At 64.0% G+C, this 17960-nt stretch carries 15 protein-coding genes; 2 read left to right on the top strand and 13 right to left on the bottom strand.

The genetic code is table 11. The annotated features are described in order from the left end of the window. Positions 1–124 precede the first annotated feature (124 nt). The 6 genes from ACFSNN_RS36090 to ACFSNN_RS36065 all read right to left on the bottom strand — a co-directional run bounded on the left by ACFSNN_RS36090 (position 125) and on the right by ACFSNN_RS36065 (position 6764). Positions 125–1240, bottom strand: coding sequence for a hypothetical protein (locus ACFSNN_RS36090; protein ID WP_134463648.1), 1116 nt, complete (start codon positions 1238–1240; stop codon positions 125–127). 287 nt (positions 1241–1527) lie between these two features. Next, on the bottom strand, positions 1528–2514 hold the full coding sequence (gene lipA, locus ACFSNN_RS36085; protein ID WP_134463647.1) for a lipoyl synthase: 987 nt from the start codon (positions 2512–2514) through the stop codon (positions 1528–1530). Position 2515: 1 nt separating this feature from the next. Beyond that, the gene (locus tag ACFSNN_RS36080) at positions 2516–3628 is read right to left on the bottom strand and encodes an acetoin dehydrogenase dihydrolipoyllysine-residue acetyltransferase subunit (RefSeq protein ID WP_134463646.1); all 1113 of its coding nucleotides are present in this window, start codon (positions 3626–3628) and stop codon (positions 2516–2518) included. 3 nt (positions 3629–3631) lie between these two features. Further along, positions 3632–4636, bottom strand: coding sequence for an alpha-ketoacid dehydrogenase subunit beta (locus ACFSNN_RS36075; RefSeq protein ID WP_134463645.1), 1005 nt, complete (start codon positions 4634–4636; stop codon positions 3632–3634). Positions 4637–4675: 39 nt separating this feature from the next. Beyond that, a complete protein-coding gene (locus ACFSNN_RS36070) occupies positions 4676–5659 on the bottom strand; it encodes a thiamine pyrophosphate-dependent dehydrogenase E1 component subunit alpha (protein ID WP_012427763.1) in 984 nt (327 codons plus the stop codon). Positions 5660–5699: 40 nt separating this feature from the next. Continuing rightward, entirely contained in the window at positions 5700–6764 is a 1065-nt protein-coding gene (locus tag ACFSNN_RS36065; RefSeq protein WP_134463644.1) for an ATP-NAD kinase family protein, read from the bottom strand. 414 nt (positions 6765–7178) lie between these two features. Between ACFSNN_RS36065 and ACFSNN_RS36060 the strand changes: the two genes are divergently transcribed. Continuing rightward, entirely contained in the window at positions 7179–9167 is a 1989-nt protein-coding gene (locus ACFSNN_RS36060) for a sigma-54-dependent Fis family transcriptional regulator (protein ID WP_134463642.1), read from the top strand. A 347-nt stretch (positions 9168–9514) separates the two neighbouring features. Further along, complete coding sequence (locus ACFSNN_RS36055; protein WP_134463636.1) at positions 9515–9895, top strand: DUF2917 domain-containing protein; 381 nt, start codon at positions 9515–9517, stop codon at positions 9893–9895. Positions 9896–10046: 151 nt separating this feature from the next. Here ACFSNN_RS36055 and ACFSNN_RS36050 read toward each other — a convergent pair whose 3' ends face one another. The 7 genes from ACFSNN_RS36050 to otnK form a co-directional block, all read right to left on the bottom strand. After that, a complete protein-coding gene (locus tag ACFSNN_RS36050) occupies positions 10047–10619 on the bottom strand; it encodes a hypothetical protein (RefSeq protein ID WP_134463630.1) in 573 nt (190 codons plus the stop codon). 514 nt (positions 10620–11133) lie between these two features. Beyond that, entirely contained in the window at positions 11134–12336 is a 1203-nt protein-coding gene (gene pcaF / locus ACFSNN_RS36045) for a 3-oxoadipyl-CoA thiolase (RefSeq protein ID WP_134463623.1), read from the bottom strand. Between the two features lie 381 nt (positions 12337–12717). Continuing rightward, positions 12718–13698 (bottom strand): D-erythronate dehydrogenase, encoded by a 981-nt coding sequence (gene denD / locus ACFSNN_RS36040; RefSeq protein WP_134463617.1) that lies wholly within the window; start codon positions 13696–13698, stop codon positions 12718–12720. Between the two features lie 16 nt (positions 13699–13714). Further along, positions 13715–14503 carry a 2-oxo-tetronate isomerase gene (otnI, locus tag ACFSNN_RS36035; protein ID WP_134463609.1) on the bottom strand — a complete coding sequence of 263 codons (789 nt, stop codon included), beginning with the start codon at positions 14501–14503 and terminating at the stop codon, positions 13715–13717. A gap of 69 nt (positions 14504–14572) precedes the next feature. Then, complete coding sequence (locus tag ACFSNN_RS36030) at positions 14573–15910, bottom strand: MFS transporter (protein WP_134463602.1); 1338 nt, start codon at positions 15908–15910, stop codon at positions 14573–14575. 75 nt (positions 15911–15985) lie between these two features. Next, a complete protein-coding gene (gene otnC / locus ACFSNN_RS36025; protein WP_134463595.1) occupies positions 15986–16648 on the bottom strand; it encodes a 3-oxo-tetronate 4-phosphate decarboxylase in 663 nt (220 codons plus the stop codon). Then, the gene (gene otnK, locus ACFSNN_RS36020) at positions 16645–17955 is read right to left on the bottom strand and encodes a 3-oxo-tetronate kinase (RefSeq protein ID WP_134463593.1); all 1311 of its coding nucleotides are present in this window, start codon (positions 17953–17955) and stop codon (positions 16645–16647) included. Before otnK ends, otnC begins: the two co-directional genes overlap by 4 nt. Positions 17956–17960: the final 5 nt, after the last annotated feature.

Below are 17960 nucleotides of genomic sequence, written 5' to 3'. Positions count from 1 at the left end.
CCCGCGGCAACGACAATCGCTGCCAACGCGCCTGCTTTATAAATCCGCCGTGTCGATGAATCATTGAGCGACGCTCGGCACGCCTCGAGTGTCACCCGGGATTTGACTCGCATGGCAGCACCCATCAGGACCAGTGCGCCGGCACCCAGACACGCCCGATCCAGTGGCCCGGCACCCACACGACCGGACGCGGCGCCGGAGCGACGTAGACAACGCGCGGTGCGACATACACGGCATGCGGCGGGGGCGGCGGTGCGTAGACGACTGGCGGCCGCACATAAGCAACCGGCGGCGCGACCACCACGGGTTTCGGCGCAACCACAACCGGTGCGGGCGTCACGACAACCGGCTTCGGCGCAACCGCCACAGGAGCGGGCGTCACCACGACCGGCGGCGGTGCGACCACAACCGGCGCCGGCGTCACCACGACCGGAGGCGGTGGCGCATACACAACCGGCGGCGCGACCACAACCGGTTTCGGCGCGACGACCACCGTCGTGCCTCCCGTGGCGACGACACCCGTCGTCGCCACCACCGTTCCGCTCGACGTCACCGTGTTGCCGTGCGTGCCCGTCACGCTCGTCGAGGTCGTCACGACGCCCGGCGCGACACGCGTGGCGGAGCCGGAGTGATTGACGGTGCCGCCATCCGAACCGGTCACGGTGCCCGAACGCGAGCATGTCGAGCCGGCGCAATTCGTCGACGCCGAGTGGTTGACCGTGTTGCCGTTCGAGCCCGTCACCGACCCCGACGACGAATACTGGCCCGCCCCGTTCTTCGTGACATCACCCGAAGTGGTCGCTGTCTTGCCGTCGGGTCCCGTGAGCGTGCCGGTGTGCGAGCACGTGCCGCCGGCGCAATTGGTATCGCCTGCATGCTGGACGGAGTTGCCGTAGCGTCCCGTCGCGGTGCCCGAATTGGAGAACTGACCCGGCGCATTGCGCGTCACAGTGCCGGTGTTGGTCGCCAGTCCGCCGTAGGGGCCGGCGACACCGCCCGCATGCGAACAGCTGTTGCCACCGCACGAGCCGTACCGTGCGCCGTTATAGGTGCCTCGCGAGGTGTAGGCCGTGCCGTGTTGCGACCAGGCGAATGCCGATGCGCTGCCGAGCGCGAGCACGGCGACCGTGGCGGAGAGCACGAGCTTGCGCAGCGCGCCGCGAGCGGCTGACGGGGTCGTTACGGAAACAGAAGCGGATGCAGCGGCGGTGGCCGGGACGATGAACGAATGATTTTTCACGATATGTCCTTCTGGGATTCGGGCCACATGTGTCACTGCTGCGTGGCGACGAAACGGACTATAGAAGGACACGCCGACATAATCGACCCGGAAGATATGTCGCCCTGTTTCACCACGAAGAAGGCCCGCGCGACAAGGGTTTGCGGGCGTTTTTCACGCCGCGTGACATATTCCGACATAAATTGTTGCAGGCAAATCGCGGATCGCGCGTGCTATGTAACCGGCGCGACTGCCGCTCCTCGCCTGTCGTGCGCAACGACAAGCGAGGACGTCAGCCGTTCTTCATATCATTGCGGCACGCGCGCCATGGCGATATCGCCAATCTGGTCGGCCTGATACGACGAGCGCACCAGCGGCCCCGCCACGACTTCGCGAAAACCCATCGCCAATCCCGCCTCGCGCCACGCGTCGAACTGTTGCGGCGTCACATACCGCCGTACCGGCATGTGAAAACGCGAGGGCGCGAGATACTGCCCGATCGTCAGGATGTCTACGTGATGTGCGCGCAGATCACGCATCGTGTCGAGCAGCGCTTCGTCGGATTCCCCCAATCCGGCCATCAATCCCGACTTGGTCAGCATCGTCGGGTTCGCTTGCTTGACACGCGCGAGCAGTTGCAGCGAGCCCTGATAATCCGAGCCCGCACGCGCGGCACGATACAAGGCAGGCACCGTCTCGAGGTTGTGATTGAACACATCCGGCCACGCGCCCGAAAACGCCTGCATCGCCCGCTCGACACGTCCACGAAAATCCGGTGTCAGCACTTCGACCCGAATGCCCGGCACGCGCTCGCGCAACAACGCGACGCAGCGGGCAAAATGCGCCGCGCCGCCGTCGCGCAGATCATCGCGATCCACCGACGTCACCACGACATAGCGCAGGCCGAGCGCCGCCACGGCATCGGCGAGCCGCTCGGGCTCCGCTTCGTCGAGCGGCGCCGGGCGGCCGTGCGCGACGTCGCAGAACGCACAGCGCCGCGTGCAGATACCGCCCATGATCATGAACGTCGCGGTGCGCCGCGCGAAACACTCGCCAATGTTCGGACACATTGCCTCCTCGCAGACCGAATGCAAACGGTGCTCGCGCAGGATCGCCGCAATGCCGGCGACCGTCTCGCTCATCATCGGCTTCGCGCGCAGCCACGGCGGCTTCGGCAAGACCTCGCCGTCCGTGGCCGGCACGATCTTCACCGGAATCCGCGCGAGTTTGTCAGCGCTGCGCTTGCCGTGCTGACCGAGCGCGGTGACGCTGTCGCCATGCAATGCGGCGTCCATTTCAGCGCCCCAGAAAATCGTTGAGCAGACGATTCACGTCGGACGCAGCCTCCATCTGCACCATATGCCCCTTACCTTCGAGCACATGAACGCGGATGTCGCCCGGCAGACCCTGCGCATGCGCGGCCGGGATGATCTGATCGCCGGCGCCCCAGATCACCAGCGCGCGCGGCGCGAGTTCCGCCAGCCGGTCCCGATAGCTCGCCCGTTGCGCATTGCCGTCGAAGGCCGAGGCAGAAATCTTGCGCAGCGCCTCGGGCACGCCTTCGAGCCGCTTGTACTTGACGATGTCCTCCACCAGTTGACGCGTCACGAGACCCGGATCGGCGAAGAGTTTCGCCAACTGCGGCTTGAGCGCATTGCGATTGCTGCCTTCTGTGAAACCGTGGATGTAGTCGCCGTTGATCTCCTTGCCCAGACCCGCACTCGAAATCAACGCGAGCGACGCCACACGCCCCGGCGCTTTCGCGGCAACGGTCATCGCGATCAGCGCGCCCATGGAGTGGCCGATCAACTGCACCTTGTCGATGCCGCGATCGTCCATGAAGGCGATCACGCTGTCCGCGAGCTCGTCGGCACTGCCCGTCTCGAGCGCCTTGCCGGATTCGCCGTGACCCGGCAGATCCAGCGCCCACACGGCCCGATGCGCGGCGAGGTCGGCGTGATTGAACAGCCAGTTGTTCAGATCGCCGCCAAAGCCGTGAATCAGCAGCGCGGGCGTGCCGCCTTCGCCGAGTTTCAGATAACGCACCGTGCGTCCGCCGATCTGCGCTCTCTCCGGTTGCGGCCCACTGTCGCCATCCGCCGACGTGGCCGGCACGAAGTCGCGCTGAAATGCTTCGACCTCGGCGTCGATCTGCGCGTCCGGCGTTTGCGCGTCGGCGACCACGGCCAGCAACGCGCCGATCGGCAGCGTGTCGCCCTCCTGCGCGATCTGCCGGCGCAAGATGCCTTCGAACGCACACTCGACGCCTGACGAGATCTTGTCCGTTTCCACGTCGAGAATCTCGTCGCCCTTCACTACCTTGTCGCCGATGGCCTTGAGCCACCCGTTGACCTGTCCCTGCTCCATCGACAAGCCCCATTTGGGCATCGTGATCATATGGATCGGCATCGTTCAAGCCCTCACTTTTAGTACGGCCTTGGCGATCTGCGCGGCCGACGGGATATACATGTCTTCGAGCACGCCGGCAAACGGCGCGGGCGTGTGCGGGGCGGTGACCATTTCGATCGGCGCCTTGAGCGAGTGGAACGCGCGCTGTGCGATCAGCGCGGAAATGTCGGTGGCGATCGAGCAGCGCGGGTTCGCTTCGTCGACCACGACCACGCGTCCGGTACGGTTCGCGCTCTCCAGGAGCGTTTCTTCGTCGAGCGGCGAGGTTGTCCGCAAGTCGATCACTTCTACCTGGATGCCGTCCTTCGCGAGTTTTTCCGCGGCTTCGGTGGCGTAGTGCACCATGCGTCCGTAGGTGACGATGGTGGCGTCGTCGCCGTCGCGCACCACGTTCGCCTCGCCGAACGGAATCGCATACGACTCTTCGGGCACGTCGCCCTCGCGGCCGTATAGCAACTTGTGCTCGCAGAAAATCACCGGATCGTTATCGCGGATCGCCTGGATCAGCAGACCCTTCGCGTCATACGGTGTCGACGGACAAACCACTTTCAATCCGGGAATGTGCGTGAACAACGAAGTCAGCATCTGCGAGTGCTGGGCCGCCGCGCGCAGGCCGGCGCCTTGCATTGCGCGGATCACGACGGGCGTGACCGCCTTGCCGCCGAACATGTAGCGGAATTTGGCCGCCTGGTTGAAGATCTGGTCGAAACACACGCCCATGAAATCGATGAACATCAACTCCGCGACCGGCCGCATGCCGCAGGCCGCCGCACCGACTGCCGCGCCGATATAGCCTCCTTCCGAGAGCGGCGTGTCGAGCACGCGCCCCGGATACTTGTGAAACAGTCCCTTCGTGACGCCGAGAACGCCGCCCCACGCGTCCTGTTCACCGGGTGATCCGGCGCCCCCCGCGTTGTCTTCGCCCATCACGATGACGGTTTCGTCGCGGGCCATTTCCTGACTCAGTGCTTCGTTGATCGCCTGAGAGAATGTGATCTTGCGTGCCATGTCTGCCTCCAGAATCGTTTAGATGTGCAATGCCGTGCGTTACGGATAAGACACGTAGACGTCGCTCAATAGATCTTCCGCGGTCGGCAGCGGCGCAGCTTTGGCCTCCGTCACCGCACTGTCTATCAAGCTCTTGACCTCGGCATCCACACCACGCAACTGATCCACGCTCAGCATTTCGGCGCGCACCACGCGCTCTTCGAAACGCTTCAGGCAATCCTTCTCGTCGCGCAGTTTCTGCACTTCACCGGGCGCGCGATAGGTTTGCGCGTCGCCTTCGAAATGGCCGAAATAGCGCGAGAATTTCACTTCGACGAGCGTCGGCCCACCGCCCTGGCGCGCGCGTTCGATCGCTTCACCGAGCGCTTCATGCACCGCGAAGAAATCGAAGCCGTCCACGATCACGCCCGGCATGCCGAAGCCGCTCGCGCGATCCGCGATGTTGTCGGTCGCCACCGACCACGTCGACGACGTCGCTTCCGCGTAGCCGTTGTTCTCCGCCACGAAAATCGCCGGCAGCCGCCATACCGAGGCCAGATTCAGCGATTCGAAAATCACGCCCTGATTCGACGCGCCGTCGCCGAAAAAACACACGCCCACGCCGCCCGATTTCTTGTACTTCGCCGCCAGCGCCGCGCCGCAAATCAACGGACCGCCCGCACCGACGATGCCGTTCGCGCCCAACATGCCTTTCGACAGGTCGGCGATATGCATCGAGCCGCCTTTGCCATGGCACACGCCGGTCTTGCGTCCGTAGATCTCGGCCATCATGCCGCGCACGTCCACGCCCTTGGCGATGCAATGGCCGTGACCGCGGTGCGTGGTCGCCACGTAGTCGGCGTCGTTCAGATGCAGCATCGTGCCGACCGCCGACGCCTCTTCGCCCGCATACAGATGCACGAAGCCGGGGATCTCGCCGGTCGCGAATTCCACGTGCAGACGCTCCTCGAACTCGCGGATCGTGCGCATCATGCGATACGCCTTCAGTAGATCTTCCTTGCTCAACTCAGTTGAAACCGACATGGTGTGTCTCCTTTGAATGAATGCACTGCCTGCTCACAACCTACTTTTGATACGCAACCACGTTCGCCACTTCCCGCACCAGTTGGCGCGACGCCGCGAAACGCAGCGTGCGTTCGACGTCGACGGTCAACGGCCCTTCCCAATCCAGCGCGATCTCATAGCGGTCGCCGCGCTCCAGTTCGATTTCGCGCTCGCCGTCAAACGCGAGCGTGCCGTGCTCCGTTTCCAGCGGACGCCACACGCCGACTTCGAAGCGTTCGCACGTGCGCATCAGCACGCGCTCGACGCGGCCCGGCGCAATCGGCGCTACCAGCGGCACGCCGGATTCACCGGGTGTGGCAAAGCGCAGATGCAAACCGTGCGACGCAGTGCGCTCCACGGGCGCCCACGCTCCGCCGATCGACGAGAGGCCGATGCCGTCCGGCGCGGCGAACGTGAGAAAGAGTTCTTCGATATCGGCCGGATCGGACACGGCCCGCGCGCCGACGAAGCGCTGACGGCTCACGCAGACATCGACCAGCGCGATCTCCTCGCGGCCGCGATTGGGCCCGGCCGTGCAGCGCACCACGAGCCGCTTGTTGCGCATCAGCGCGACATCCGGCGGCACCGCGCCCGTGGCGACCAGCGCGCCGGCAAGACCGGCCACGGTGGCTTCGCGCAAATCTGGAAAGGCGTTGTTGGTGCCGGTGGACAAAGTCAGCAGCGGCACGCTTGCGCAATGCGCGGCCACTGCCCGATGCGTGCCGTCGCCGCCCAGTACGGCGATGAGTTCGACGCCCGCTTTCAGCATCGTGGCGACTCCAGCGTGGGTATCGGCGACGCTGTCGGTGATCGGCTGTTCGATGAACTCGACTTGCGGCCAGCGCTGCTGCGCGGCGACGGCGTCGTGCGTGTCGAGTGCGCGCAGCAGCAGCGCCGCCACGCCGGTCCGGTCGCGCAAACACAGCACGCGGGTCACGCCAAGCATGCCGAGCCCGGCTAACAGACGCACCACCATGTTGGCTTTTTCGGAGGTCGGAAACACCGACGCGTAGGAAGTAAGGCGACGAATGTCGCGACCCGACGCCGGGTTCGCGATCACGCCGACGGTGATGGGCGATGGCACTGTGCTTGTCTCCTGTCTGCGCCGTCGTCGAACGGCAGCGCTTTGTCATGCGCAGGACACTGCAAAGGGTGTGCCAATATGCTGAAAAATCGTGCCGCCGCACGAAAGTGCCTTGTTTAAAGGGCATTACGCGTCGAAACGGAAGATGATGCGGTGAGCCGCAGCCGCGTGACACAGCGTTTGAGGCGTCTCACACCTCGCGTGCGCGACATTCGCGGCCCGGACGGTCGGGTCGAAGAGACAGCACAAACCGTTGATGCGCCGCGATCCTCACCGCAAAGGCGCCCCGTCTCACCCTGAGACTGAGACAAACGTCTCACGCGTCTCGCGTGCTGCATTGCAGTGTGAATCATCAAGCGGGATGTGATACAAGAAGCCCTGATCTCACTGTGTGTCGCTCGCCTGGAGCCGACCATGCCTTACGTTTCGCAGACCCAGCACATCGACCGCGTGCGTGGCGCCATTGAAGGACGCCTGCCCGCGCCCGCCGATTCTCCGCGGCTCGTCTCGTCGTGGCAGCGATCGTTCGAACAATACCGGCTCGACCCCGGCGCCGTGATCGGACCGCGTGTGCTGAGCTCGGCGGAATTGCGCGAAGTGCAAGGCAAGGAAGAAGCTTTTCTGCGTGCATCGGGTCAATGCCTGTCACGTCTGCACGACATGATTCGCGTCGCCGACTATTGCGTGATGCTCACCGACGCGCACGGCGTCACCATCGACTACCGCATCGACCGCGATCGCCGCAGCGATTTCAAGCACGCGGGCCTGTATATCGGTTCGTGCTGGTCCGAGCGCGAGGAAGGCACCTGCGGCGTGGCGAACGTGCTGACCGATCTTGCGCCGATCATCGTGCACAAGACCGATCATTTCCGCGCGGCATTCACCACGCTTACCTGCAGCGCGGCGCCGATCTTCGCGCCGACGGGAGAGATGATCGGCGTGCTCGATGCCTCCGCCGTGCAGTCGCCGGATAACCGCGATAGTCAGCGGCTCGTGTTTCAACTCGTGCGGCAAAGCGCCGGTCTGATCGAAGACGGGTACTTCCTCAATCAAACTAGCCAGCACTGGGTTCTGTTCGGGCATTCGAGCCGCAACTTTGTCGAGGCGCAGCCCGAAGTGCTGATCGCCTTCGACGAATGCGGCAATCTCGTCGCCGCCAATCGCAAGGCACGCGAATGCATTCCGGCGCTCAACGGTCCGCGCCACATCGACGATGTATTCGACACATCGGGTTCGCATCTGCACGACATCGCGCGCACGGATGCGATTGTCGGCTTGCGCCTGCGCGCAACCGGGACCACGCTATATGCGCGGATTCGCGCGCCGCTCAGGCGCATCTCGCGCGCGGCGTCCACGCTGAACGACGGCGCCGCGCGGTCGTCGCAAAGCGCGCCGCAAAACGATCTGCAACTCAGCGCGCTCGGACGTTTTCTGCACAGCGCGGAGCCGCAGATCGCGCACAACGCGGCCGTCGCGTTGCGCGTGATGGGCAAGCGTCTGCCGATTCTGATTCTCGGCGAGACCGGCGTCGGCAAGGAGGTGTTCGCGCACGCGGTGCACGATTCGGGCGCGCGGCGCGCGAGGCCGTTTATCGCGGTGAATTGCGGCGCGATTCCCGAATCGCTGATTGAAAGCGAATTGTTCGGCTACGCGCCCGGCGCCTTCACCGGCGCGCGCAGCCGCGGCGCGCGCGGCAAGATTGCGCAAGCGCATACAGGTACGCTGTTTCTCGATGAAATCGGCGACATGCCGCTCGATCTGCAAACGCGGCTGCTGCGCGTGCTGGCCGAAGGCGAAGTGACGCCGCTCGGCGGCGATGCACCCGTGCGCGTGGATATCGACGTGATTTGCGCCACGCACCGCGATCTCACGCAGATGATCGCGGCCGGCACGTTCCGCGAAGACCTCTATTACCGGCTAAGCGGCGCGTCTTTGCCGATGCCGCCGCTGCGCGAGCGCGCGGATATCCGCGACGTGATCGAAGCGGTCTTCGACGAAGAAGCGCAAATGGCCGGCCACGTGCTCACGCTGGACCCACAACTCACCGAACGTCTCGCAGGATTCGCATGGCCGGGCAACATTCGCCAGTTGCGCAACGTGCTGCGCTACGCGTGTGCGATCTGCGACAGCGCGCGCGTGGAATTGCGCCATGTCGCGCCGGATATAGCGGTATTGCTCGCGCCCGAGGCCGTGCGCAAACCAGCGTTATTGCGGATCGATCCGCATGACGGCCGGCAGCGCGACGCGCGGCAGGACCCGCGCGAAGAACGTGCACGCATTATCGACGCGCTTACACGCCATCAGTGGCGGCCCAATGCGGCGGCACAAGCGCTCGGTATGTCGCGCGCCACTTTGTATCGGCGCATTGCGTCGTTGGGCATCGTCGCGCCGCATCGACGGTGATGCGCTGGGTGTCAATGTGATGCGCTGCCCGTATGCAAAAGGAGCGCTGGTCGCCAGTAGCACTACGCGTTTTCGTATTCGATTTCGCGTACCCGTTCGGATGGATCACGATCTTTTCGATTGACAAGACCTGCGGCAAAACGGCACACTCGATCCCATGTTGACGCACATCTCCATCGCAAATGCGATTACACACCCGAAGCGAGCCATCATCGGCTGGCCATTGGGAGTACGTGCGCGTTAGCAGTCTGAATCTGCGTAACACATCCCAAAGGCCCCGCCGGTAACGGAAGGGGCCTTTTGTTTTGTGGGCGCCTCCGTCAGCCGGCTTGATGACGGAGAACGAGATGGATCAGGCAAGCCCGCAGTGCATGGATGATGACTCGAGTCTGGTGGCGTATCGGCAGGACGAGCCTCTGCCGAAGCTGGTGCTGCATTTTTCAGTGATGCCAGGCGCGACGCTGAGCTGGCGTGTCGAAGCCGATAGCACGCTCGCCGTGCAGGGCGCGCGCCTCTGGCTCACACGCGTCAGTTCACCTTACGATCATTGGCTCGATCCGGGCCACACATTCCAGGTGCAACGCGGCGAGCGTGTGTGGCTCAGTACGGATGGCGAATGCGTTGCGCGCGTGTCGTTGAGCTACGCGCTAACGGCGCGAGGCGGCCTGCTCAGGCGCTGGCTGGGGCGGCTCGCGTGGTTGAGTTTGGGACCGCCTGCGCCGCGTTAGCGGCCCACGTGTTAGCGCGGCGCGGTTTAGCGAGACATCGCACGCGGTGAGAAAAAAGCAAACACCCCTGCAATGAGGGGTGTTTGCTTCGCATGGCGGCTGCCAATGAACGTGCAATCACCGCGCAATCACGCGAGCCCGCTCGTGACCTTCACTTCGGCGTCACCTGCACCGCCGCTGCCGAAACGAATACCGCATGGATCGTATCGCCGACCTTGACGTCCTTCAGATCAACCTCCGGACCGGCCTGGAGCGTTTGCGTCTGATACGCGCCGCGCAATGTGACCAGCCGCTTCTTGCGATCGATCTTCTGCACGGTGGCGAGCATCTCGATCTGGCGCGCCGATTCGAATCCACCCGAGGCCGGGGCATACACCTGCGTGTCGACACGCGCGCGTAGGCCCTTGTCCTTGCCGGTGACCTTCTCGGCCTTCACGAGCAGCGCATTCTTGTAGAGCACGTCCACCTGATCACCCACTTTCAGGTTGTCGAAACCCTCCACTTGCTGGCTCACGAGCACGACCACCACGTTGCCGTCCGGCCCCTTGAGCGTAAGCGTACGCGTGCCCGGATCGATACCGACGATCTGCGCCCTCACATGCACCGGCTCCACCGCGCTGACGACACCTTGCGCGGCACTGGCCATGGCATCTTGCGCCGAGGCCGGTTGTGCTGCGGCGAACGCCGCGAACATCAACGCTGCTGCAATCGTCTTTGCCTGCATATGCATGCTCCTTGAGAAATTGTTTGGCCCAGCATGATGCCGCTCTGAAACCGCGGGATGCCGATTTATAACTTTATGAATGCCCGTGTGCCTTCAAGATGATAGTTTTCAAAAGCTACGGCGCAAATGATTTTACATGCCTTACAACAGCCTGCAATTGATTGAATTGTGATTTTCAAATAAATGCGCGCAGCTATGCAATGTGCCGCGGTGCGGCGTCGCAGCGGCATCCTGCCACATGGCCGCGACGTGACAATTTCACCGCGACTCATAATGAACGACAGGTTTTAAAATGCACACAGCATTAAGCGCATACTGTATGGCGATCGAGTCGGCAATCAATATTTTTTTGGGTATTCCGCCGTAATCGAAGGCGCTTTCAAACCGTGTCAGATGCAAATTCGTTATACGGTCAATGCGCGTTGGGCACAAAAAGAAACAGCCTCGTCACGTGAGCGACGAGGCTGTTTTATCCGAAAACTTCAACCGTGGCGCGAACCAAGCCGCCCAACTATCACACCCGCTCGATCGCGATCGCAATGCCTTGACCGACGCCGATACACATCGTGCACAGCGCAAAACGGCCTTGCGTGCGATGCAGTTGATACATCGCAGTGGTCACGAGACGCGCGCCGCTCATGCCGAGCGGATGGCCCAGTGCGATCGCGCCGCCGTTCGGATTGACGCGGGCGTCGTCGTCGGCCACGCCGAGTGCGCGCAGCACCGCGATGCCTTGCGAAGCGAACGCCTCGTTCAGTTCGATCACGTCGAATTGATCGATGGTCATGTTCAGGCGCGCCAGCAGTTTTTGCGTGGCGGGCGCCGGGCCGATGCCCATCACGCGCGGCGCGACGCCGGCCGTGGCGATACCCAGCACGCGCGCGCGCGGCGTCAGGCCGAAGCGCCTGGCGGTCTCTTCATTTGCGAGCAGCAGGGCCGCCGCGCCGTCGTTCACGCCCGACGCGTTACCTGCCGTAACGGTGCCGTCCGGACGCACCACGCCCTTGAGTTTGGCGAGCGTTTCGAGGCTCGTCTCACGCGGATGCTCGTCTTGCAGCACCGTGATCGGATCGCCCTTCTTCTGCGCGATCGTCACGCCGACGATTTCCTGCGCGAGCGTGCCGTCGCGTTGCGCACGCGCCGCTTTCTGCTGGCTGCGCACCGCGAAAGCGTCCTGATCCGCGCGGCTGATGTTGTAATCCGTGGCGACGTTCTCGCCCGTTTCCGGCATGGAATCGACGCCATACAGTTTCTTCATCAGCGGATTGACGAAACGCCAGCCGATGGTCGTGTCGTAAATCTCGGCCTGGCGCGAAAACGCGGTGGGCGCCTTGCCCATCACGAATGGCGCGCGGCTCATGCTTTCCACCCCGCCTGCCACCATCAGCGCGGCTTCGCCCGATTTGATCGCGCGCGCCGCGATGCCGACCGCGTCCATGCCCGAACCGCACAGGCGGTTCACCGTCGTGCCCGGCACGCCCTGCGGCAAGCCCGCCAGCAACAGCGACATGCGCGCGACGTTGCGGTTGTCGTCGCCGGCCTGGTTCGCACAGCCGTAGATCACGTCGTCGATTGCGTTCCAGTCGACGTCCTTGTTGCGCTCCATCAGCGCCTTGAGCGGCACGGCGCCCAGATCGTCGGCGCGTACCGACGAGAGCGAACCCGCATAGCGGCCGATGGGGGTGCGAATCGCGTCGCACAGGAATGCTTCGGTCATGTGATGTCTCCAGTTGATGTGCTGCGTGCGCTGCGCCGCGGCCGTAACTCCGGCCGGGCGCAAACCGGACGCACCGGCAAGCGCGACGGCAAGCGGCTAACGGGCGGCCGCCGCGTCAATTCAGCTTAGCGCAGGATGATGAACGGTGGGCTCGAGAATGTCGCGATTTGTTCTTGATACGAACATACGGTCATATATCGAACAACTAGACACGATAATAGGCGTGTGAGCGAAACCATGTCAAGCACGGCCAGGCCCGCACCAGGGAATACGTGCAGGCCGCGAGCGTTTTTGCGAAGGATCAGACGAAAGATGCGCCCGTGCCGGCGTCCCTGTTTTCATGGCGCCGGCACGAGGCTGAGGACTGCGTGAGGCGTGTTTCTAGCGGAGCTGGATATGCTCGTCCTCGATATAGCTGCGGACTACGTCGGCAAAATTGCGTTCGCCGCTCAACCCCAGCGCTTCGGCGCGCGACGTATCCCACCGTCCCGGCCAGCTACCTACGATTTTCTCGACGCGCGCATCCGGCTCGAACACGATCCGCGCGGCGGCCGCGTCGCCCGCCACTTCGCGCAGCGCGGCGACCATTTCGTCGACGCTCACCGAAATGCCCGGCAAATTCAGCACGCGCTGGTTACCGAGCGCGGCGGAATCGAGTTCCAGCCCGGCGATCAGGCTCTCGATCGCCTTGCGCGGCGACAACAGCCACAGGCGCGTCGAGCCCGCGACCGGGCACACCGCCGCTTCGCCGTTCAGCGGTTCGCGAATGATGCCGCTCGCGAACGACGACGCCGCCGCATTCGGCTTGCCCGGCCGCACGCTGATGGTGGGCAGCCGCAGCACGCGGCCGTCGACGAAACCGCGCCGCGCGTAATCGTTGAGCAGCAACTCCGCGATCGCCTTCTGCGCGCCATACGAAGACTGCGGATTCAGTGCGGTGTCGTTCTGCACGACCTCGGGCAACTCGCCGCCATAGACCGCGACCGAACTCGTGAACAGCACGCGCGGCCGATGCCCACGCTGCCGGCAAATTTCCAGCAGCAACCGCGATGCATCCAGATTGATGCGCATGCCGAGATCGAAATCCGCTTCGGCCTGCCCGCTCACGATCGCGGCCAGATGGAAGATCGCCGAAGTCTGGTCGTCGATCACGCGTTCGAGCACGCTGCGCTCGGCGATGTCGCCTACTTCGGTGCGCACGCGCTGATCGCCAAAATCATTGGCTTGCACGACGTCGAGCAGCACCAGTTCGGTGATCGGCTGCGGCGTGCCTTGCGGGTCCTTCAACGAACCCCGCGCGAGCAGTTCACGCGCCAGACGCTGGCCGAGAAAACCCGCGCCGCCGGTAATCAGTACGTTCATGATGTGTTCGTCCTTGTTAGCGGGTCGCGTTCAGATACGGTTTGAGCCAGCCGAGACCGGCGGACGTGCCCGCGCGCGGCCGGTATTCGCAGCCGATATAGCCGTCGTAGCCGAGCGAGTCGATCAACTCGAGCAGATACGGGTAGTTCAGTTCGCCCGTATCGGGTTCATGGCGCTCCGGCACGCCGGCGATCTGAATGTGGTCGATGCTGGCCATATCGCGTTTGAGTTTCACTGCCAGGTCGCCTTCGACGATCTGGCAGTGGTAGCAGTCGAACTGCACCTTGAGATTTTCCGCGCCGACTTCCGCGCAGATCGCTTGCGCTTCGTCCTGACGGGTCAGAAAGAAGCCCGGCATGTCGCGTGTATTGATCGGCTCGATCACGACCGTGATGCCCTCGGCCTGCGCCGCCTTGGCGGCATGCGCGAGATTACTCAGGTACACCTCGCGATGTTTCGCGCGCGGCTGATCCGCGCCGATCAGGCCGGCCATCACATGCAGCTTGCGATTGCCGAGCACGCGCGCATAGTCGAGCGCGGTATCGATGCCGCGGCGGAATTCGTCCTCGCGGCCCGGCAGCGAGGCGATCCCGCGTTCACCGCCGGCCCAGTCGCCGGGCGGCGCATTGAAAAGCGCTTGCGTCAGACCGCTCGCGTTCAGGCGCGCCTTGATCTCGTCGGCGGGGAAATCGTAGGGGAACAGAAACTCGACCGCTTCGAAGCCGTCTTGCGCCGCGGCGGCGAAACGGTCGAGGAAAGCGTGCTCGTTGTACATCATCGAGAGATTGGCGGCGAAGCGAGGCATGGCAGCGACTCCTTGAAAACAGTGTGATGCGGCGCGCGGCAGCGATGCATGCCGCGCGTGAGTGTCGATTTACCGGTTGACCAATCTGGCCGGCGTGAGCCACGTGGCGACCGCGCCGATCACGAGCATGCCGGCCAGCACATACATGCCGGTTTGCGTGCTATGCGTGAGATCCTTCAGATAGCCGATCATGTACGGGCTCGCGAAACCCGCGAGATTGCCGATCGAATTGATGATCGCGATACCGGCCGCGGCGGTCGCGCCGGACATGAACGCGGTGGGCAGCGACCAGAACAGCGGCGCGCAGGTCAGCACGCCGGCGGCGGCGAGCGAAAGAAACGCGATCGACACCACCGTGTTGTCCGCGAACGAAGCCGCCACCGTGAAGCCGACCGCGCCGAACAGCGCCGGCACGATCAGATGCCAGCGGCGCTCACGCCGCTTGTCGGCACTGTGCCCCATCAGGTTCATCACGACGATCGCGCACAGGAACGGAATCGCGCTCAGCAACCCGATATTGAATGCGCCCGTCACGCCGGTCGATTTGACGAGCGTCGGCATCCAGAACGTCAGACCGTATTGCCCGGTGACGAACGCGAAATAAATCAGCGACATCCACCACGTGCGCGGATCGCGGAACACCGCGCCGAGCGAATGCTTCTGGGTTTTTTCCTGCGGCTGCGCGGCGGCGATTTCATCGGTGAGCAGGCGCTTTTCGCGTTCGCTAAGCCACTTCGCGGCGGAGATGCCGTTGTCGAGATACAGGATCGTGGCGATGCCGATCGCGATGGCGGGGATCGCTTCGATCAGGAACATCCATTGCCAGCCCGCGAAACCCGAGCTGTTGTGGAACGTCTGCATGATCCAACCGGACAGCGGATTGCCGAAGATGCCCGACACCGGAATCGCCGACATGAACACCGCAATGATCTTCGCGCGCCGATGCGACGGGAACCAGTAGGTCAGGTACAGAATCACGCCGGGATAGAAACCGGCTTCGGCGAGGCCGAGAAGAAAGCGCAAGATGTAGAACTGCGTCGGCGTCTTCACGAAGACGAACACGGCCGAGAGCAAGCCCCAGGTAATCATGATCCGCGCGATCCAGATACGCGCGCCGAGCTTGTGCATCAAAATATTGCTCGGCAGCTCGAACAGAAAATAGCCGATGAAGAACACGCCCGCGCCGAGCCCGAACACCGTCTCGCTGAATGCCAGGTCTTGCGACATTTGCAGCTTGGCAAAGCCGACATTCACGCGATCCAGATAGGCGACCACATAGCAGAGCATCAGAAACGGCACGATGCGCCAGAATACTTTTTTATAGGTGCGCTCGACTTCCTCTGCGCCGGGTTGTCCTATGGCGGCTGCCGTGGTTGGACGGCTGGATGCGGGCTGATACGAACTCATGCATTGTCTCCTTGAATGGGTGGCGCGGCGCAGCGCATCGCATCGAGCGCGGCCGGGCTTTGTTATGTCGGTTTGCTACCAGCGCGCGCCGAACACGGTGCGCAATTCTTCGAGGGCGGCTTCGTCGAGCGGTGCGGGCCGCGGATTCGTCATCAACCATAAACGCGCGGTCTCTTCGAGTTCTTCGAGCGCATACGCGGCTTGCGCCACGGAACGCTCCCACACGACCGGACCAAGACGTTCGAGCAGCACCGCGCGAACGCTGTCGGCGAGCGCGGCGATCTGTTCGGCGACTTGCGGATCGCCGGGCCGCTTATAACGAATCAGGGGGACGTGGCCCACTTTCATCACGTAGTACGGCGTGATCGGCGGCAGCACGTCAGTCTCGCGCCAGACGCCCGCAAGCGTCAGCGCGACCAGATGCGTCGAATGCGTGTGGACGATGCCACGCGCCGCGCCGTTGCGCGCGTAGATGCCGCGATGCAAGGCCAGCGTTTTCGACGGCCGGCCGCCGGACACCGCGTTGCCGTCGAGATCGACCTTGGCGATATCGGCGGGATCGAGCCGGCCGAGGCAGGCATCGGTCGGCGTGATCAGCCAGCCGTCGTCGAGCCGCGCGCTGATGTTGCCGGCGGTGCCGACCGTGTAGCCGCGTCGATAGAGACTCGCGCCGGTTTCGCAGATTTCCTCGCGAACGCGCGCTTCGTCCGTGGTATGGAGTGCGGGCGCGCCGGTCATTGCGCGGCTCCGTTCAGATGCCGCAGCGCTTTTTCGAAGAAGTCGGCCGTGCCGAAGTTGCCGGATTTCAATGCGAGCGCGAGCGGTTCGGCGCCGGTCGTGGCGGTGGCCGGCACGCCGGGATCGATCTGCGCGCCGATGCGCAGCGTGTGCACGTCGAGCGCCTGCACCACGGCGCCCGAGGTCTCGCCGCCCGCCACCACGAACTTGCGCACGCCGCGTTCGTGCAGACCGCGCGCGATCGCCGCCAACGTTTTTTCAACCAGATGCCCTGCTTCATTCACGCCGAGCTGGCGCTGCACTGCCTTGACTTCGTCGGGCGTGGCAGTGGCATAGATCAGCATGGGCTCGGCTTGGTCCAGGTACGGCTGGGCGAAAGCCAGCGCCTGCTCGACGACGTTCTCGCCGCGCGCAGCCGCAAGCGGACCGACGCGGAACGCGGGCCGTGTCGAGCGCCACTCCGCAACCTGGGCGTTGGTCGCTTTGGACGCGCTGCCGGCGAGCACCGCCGACAATCCCTTCACCTGCGGCAAGTGCGCGGCATCGGCCTGCTCCTTCAGCAAACCCGCGCGGCGGAAGTTGGCCGGCAAACCCAGCGCGATACCTGAGCCGCCTGTGATCAACGTGAGATCGGCGCATGCTTCGCCGAGTACGTAGAGGTCGGCATCGGACACCGCATCGGCAATCGCCATGCGCACGCCATCATTGCGCAACGTATCGAAAGCGTCGCGCACAGCGGACACGCCTTGCGCCACGGCGTCATAACGCACGAGCCCGACTTTCGATCCGGTCTGCCGCTGCAACACGCTCACGAGGTTGGCGTCGCGCATCGGCGTGAGCGGATGGTTCTCCATGCCCGACGCGTTGAGCAACGTGTCGCCGACGAACAGATGCCCGCGAAAGATCGTGCGGCCGTTCTCGGGAAATGCCGGACAGGCGATCGTGAACGCGCTAGCGTTGCCGTCCGCGGACAATGCGTCGAGCAGCGCATCCGTGACCGGGCCGATATTGCCCGCGTCGGTCGAATCGAAGGTCGAGCAGTATTTGAAAAAGAACTGCCGGCAGCCTTGTGCGCGCAACCAGTCGAGCGCCGCGAGCGATTGCGCGACCGCATCGGCGGCGGGAATCGTGCGCGATTTCAGCGCGACCACGAGCGCGTCGGCCTCCACTGTTTCATTCGATGCGGGCACGCCGATGGTCTGCACCGTGCGCATGCCGCCGCGCACCAGCATGTTGGCGAGATCGGTGGCGCCGGTGAAGTCGTCGGCGATGCAGCCGAGCAGCGCGCGTTTCTTTGTAGCCGTCATGACGC

It is taken from the genome of Paraburkholderia dipogonis (assembly GCF_042680985.1).
Classification (GTDB): domain Bacteria; phylum Pseudomonadota; class Gammaproteobacteria; order Burkholderiales; family Burkholderiaceae; genus Paraburkholderia; species Paraburkholderia phytofirmans.
This window is presented reverse-complemented; position numbering and strand designations above follow the sequence as displayed.

What these genes read in the sequence shown, in the direction of transcription:
- ACFSNN_RS36055 (WP_134463636.1), top strand. Translation starts at nt 9,515, where the DNA reads ATGGATCAGGCAAGCCCGCAGTGCATGGATGATGACTCGAGTCTGGTG.
- otnC (WP_134463595.1), bottom strand. Translation starts at nt 16,648, where the DNA reads ATGACCGGCGCGCCCGCACTCCATACCACGGACGAAGCGCGCGTTCGC.
- otnI (WP_134463609.1), bottom strand. Translation starts at nt 14,503, where the DNA reads ATGCCTCGCTTCGCCGCCAATCTCTCGATGATGTACAACGAGCACGCT.
- ACFSNN_RS36075 (WP_134463645.1), bottom strand. Translation starts at nt 4,636, where the DNA reads ATGGCACGCAAGATCACATTCTCTCAGGCGATCAACGAAGCACTGAGT.
- otnK (WP_134463593.1), bottom strand. Translation starts at nt 17,955, where the DNA reads ATGACGGCTACAAAGAAACGCGCGCTGCTCGGCTGCATCGCCGACGAC.
- ACFSNN_RS36030 (WP_134463602.1), bottom strand. Translation starts at nt 15,910, where the DNA reads ATGAGTTCGTATCAGCCCGCATCCAGCCGTCCAACCACGGCAGCCGCC.
- pcaF (WP_134463623.1), bottom strand. Translation starts at nt 12,336, where the DNA reads ATGACCGAAGCATTCCTGTGCGACGCGATTCGCACCCCCATCGGCCGC.
- denD (WP_134463617.1), bottom strand. Translation starts at nt 13,698, where the DNA reads ATGAACGTACTGATTACCGGCGGCGCGGGTTTTCTCGGCCAGCGTCTG.
- ACFSNN_RS36050 (WP_134463630.1), bottom strand. Translation starts at nt 10,619, where the DNA reads ATGCAGGCAAAGACGATTGCAGCAGCGTTGATGTTCGCGGCGTTCGCC.
- ACFSNN_RS36070 (WP_012427763.1), bottom strand. Translation starts at nt 5,659, where the DNA reads ATGTCGGTTTCAACTGAGTTGAGCAAGGAAGATCTACTGAAGGCGTAT.
- ACFSNN_RS36080 (WP_134463646.1), bottom strand. Translation starts at nt 3,628, where the DNA reads ATGCCGATCCATATGATCACGATGCCCAAATGGGGCTTGTCGATGGAG.
- ACFSNN_RS36060 (WP_134463642.1), top strand. Translation starts at nt 7,179, where the DNA reads ATGCCTTACGTTTCGCAGACCCAGCACATCGACCGCGTGCGTGGCGCC.
- lipA (WP_134463647.1), bottom strand. Translation starts at nt 2,514, where the DNA reads ATGGACGCCGCATTGCATGGCGACAGCGTCACCGCGCTCGGTCAGCAC.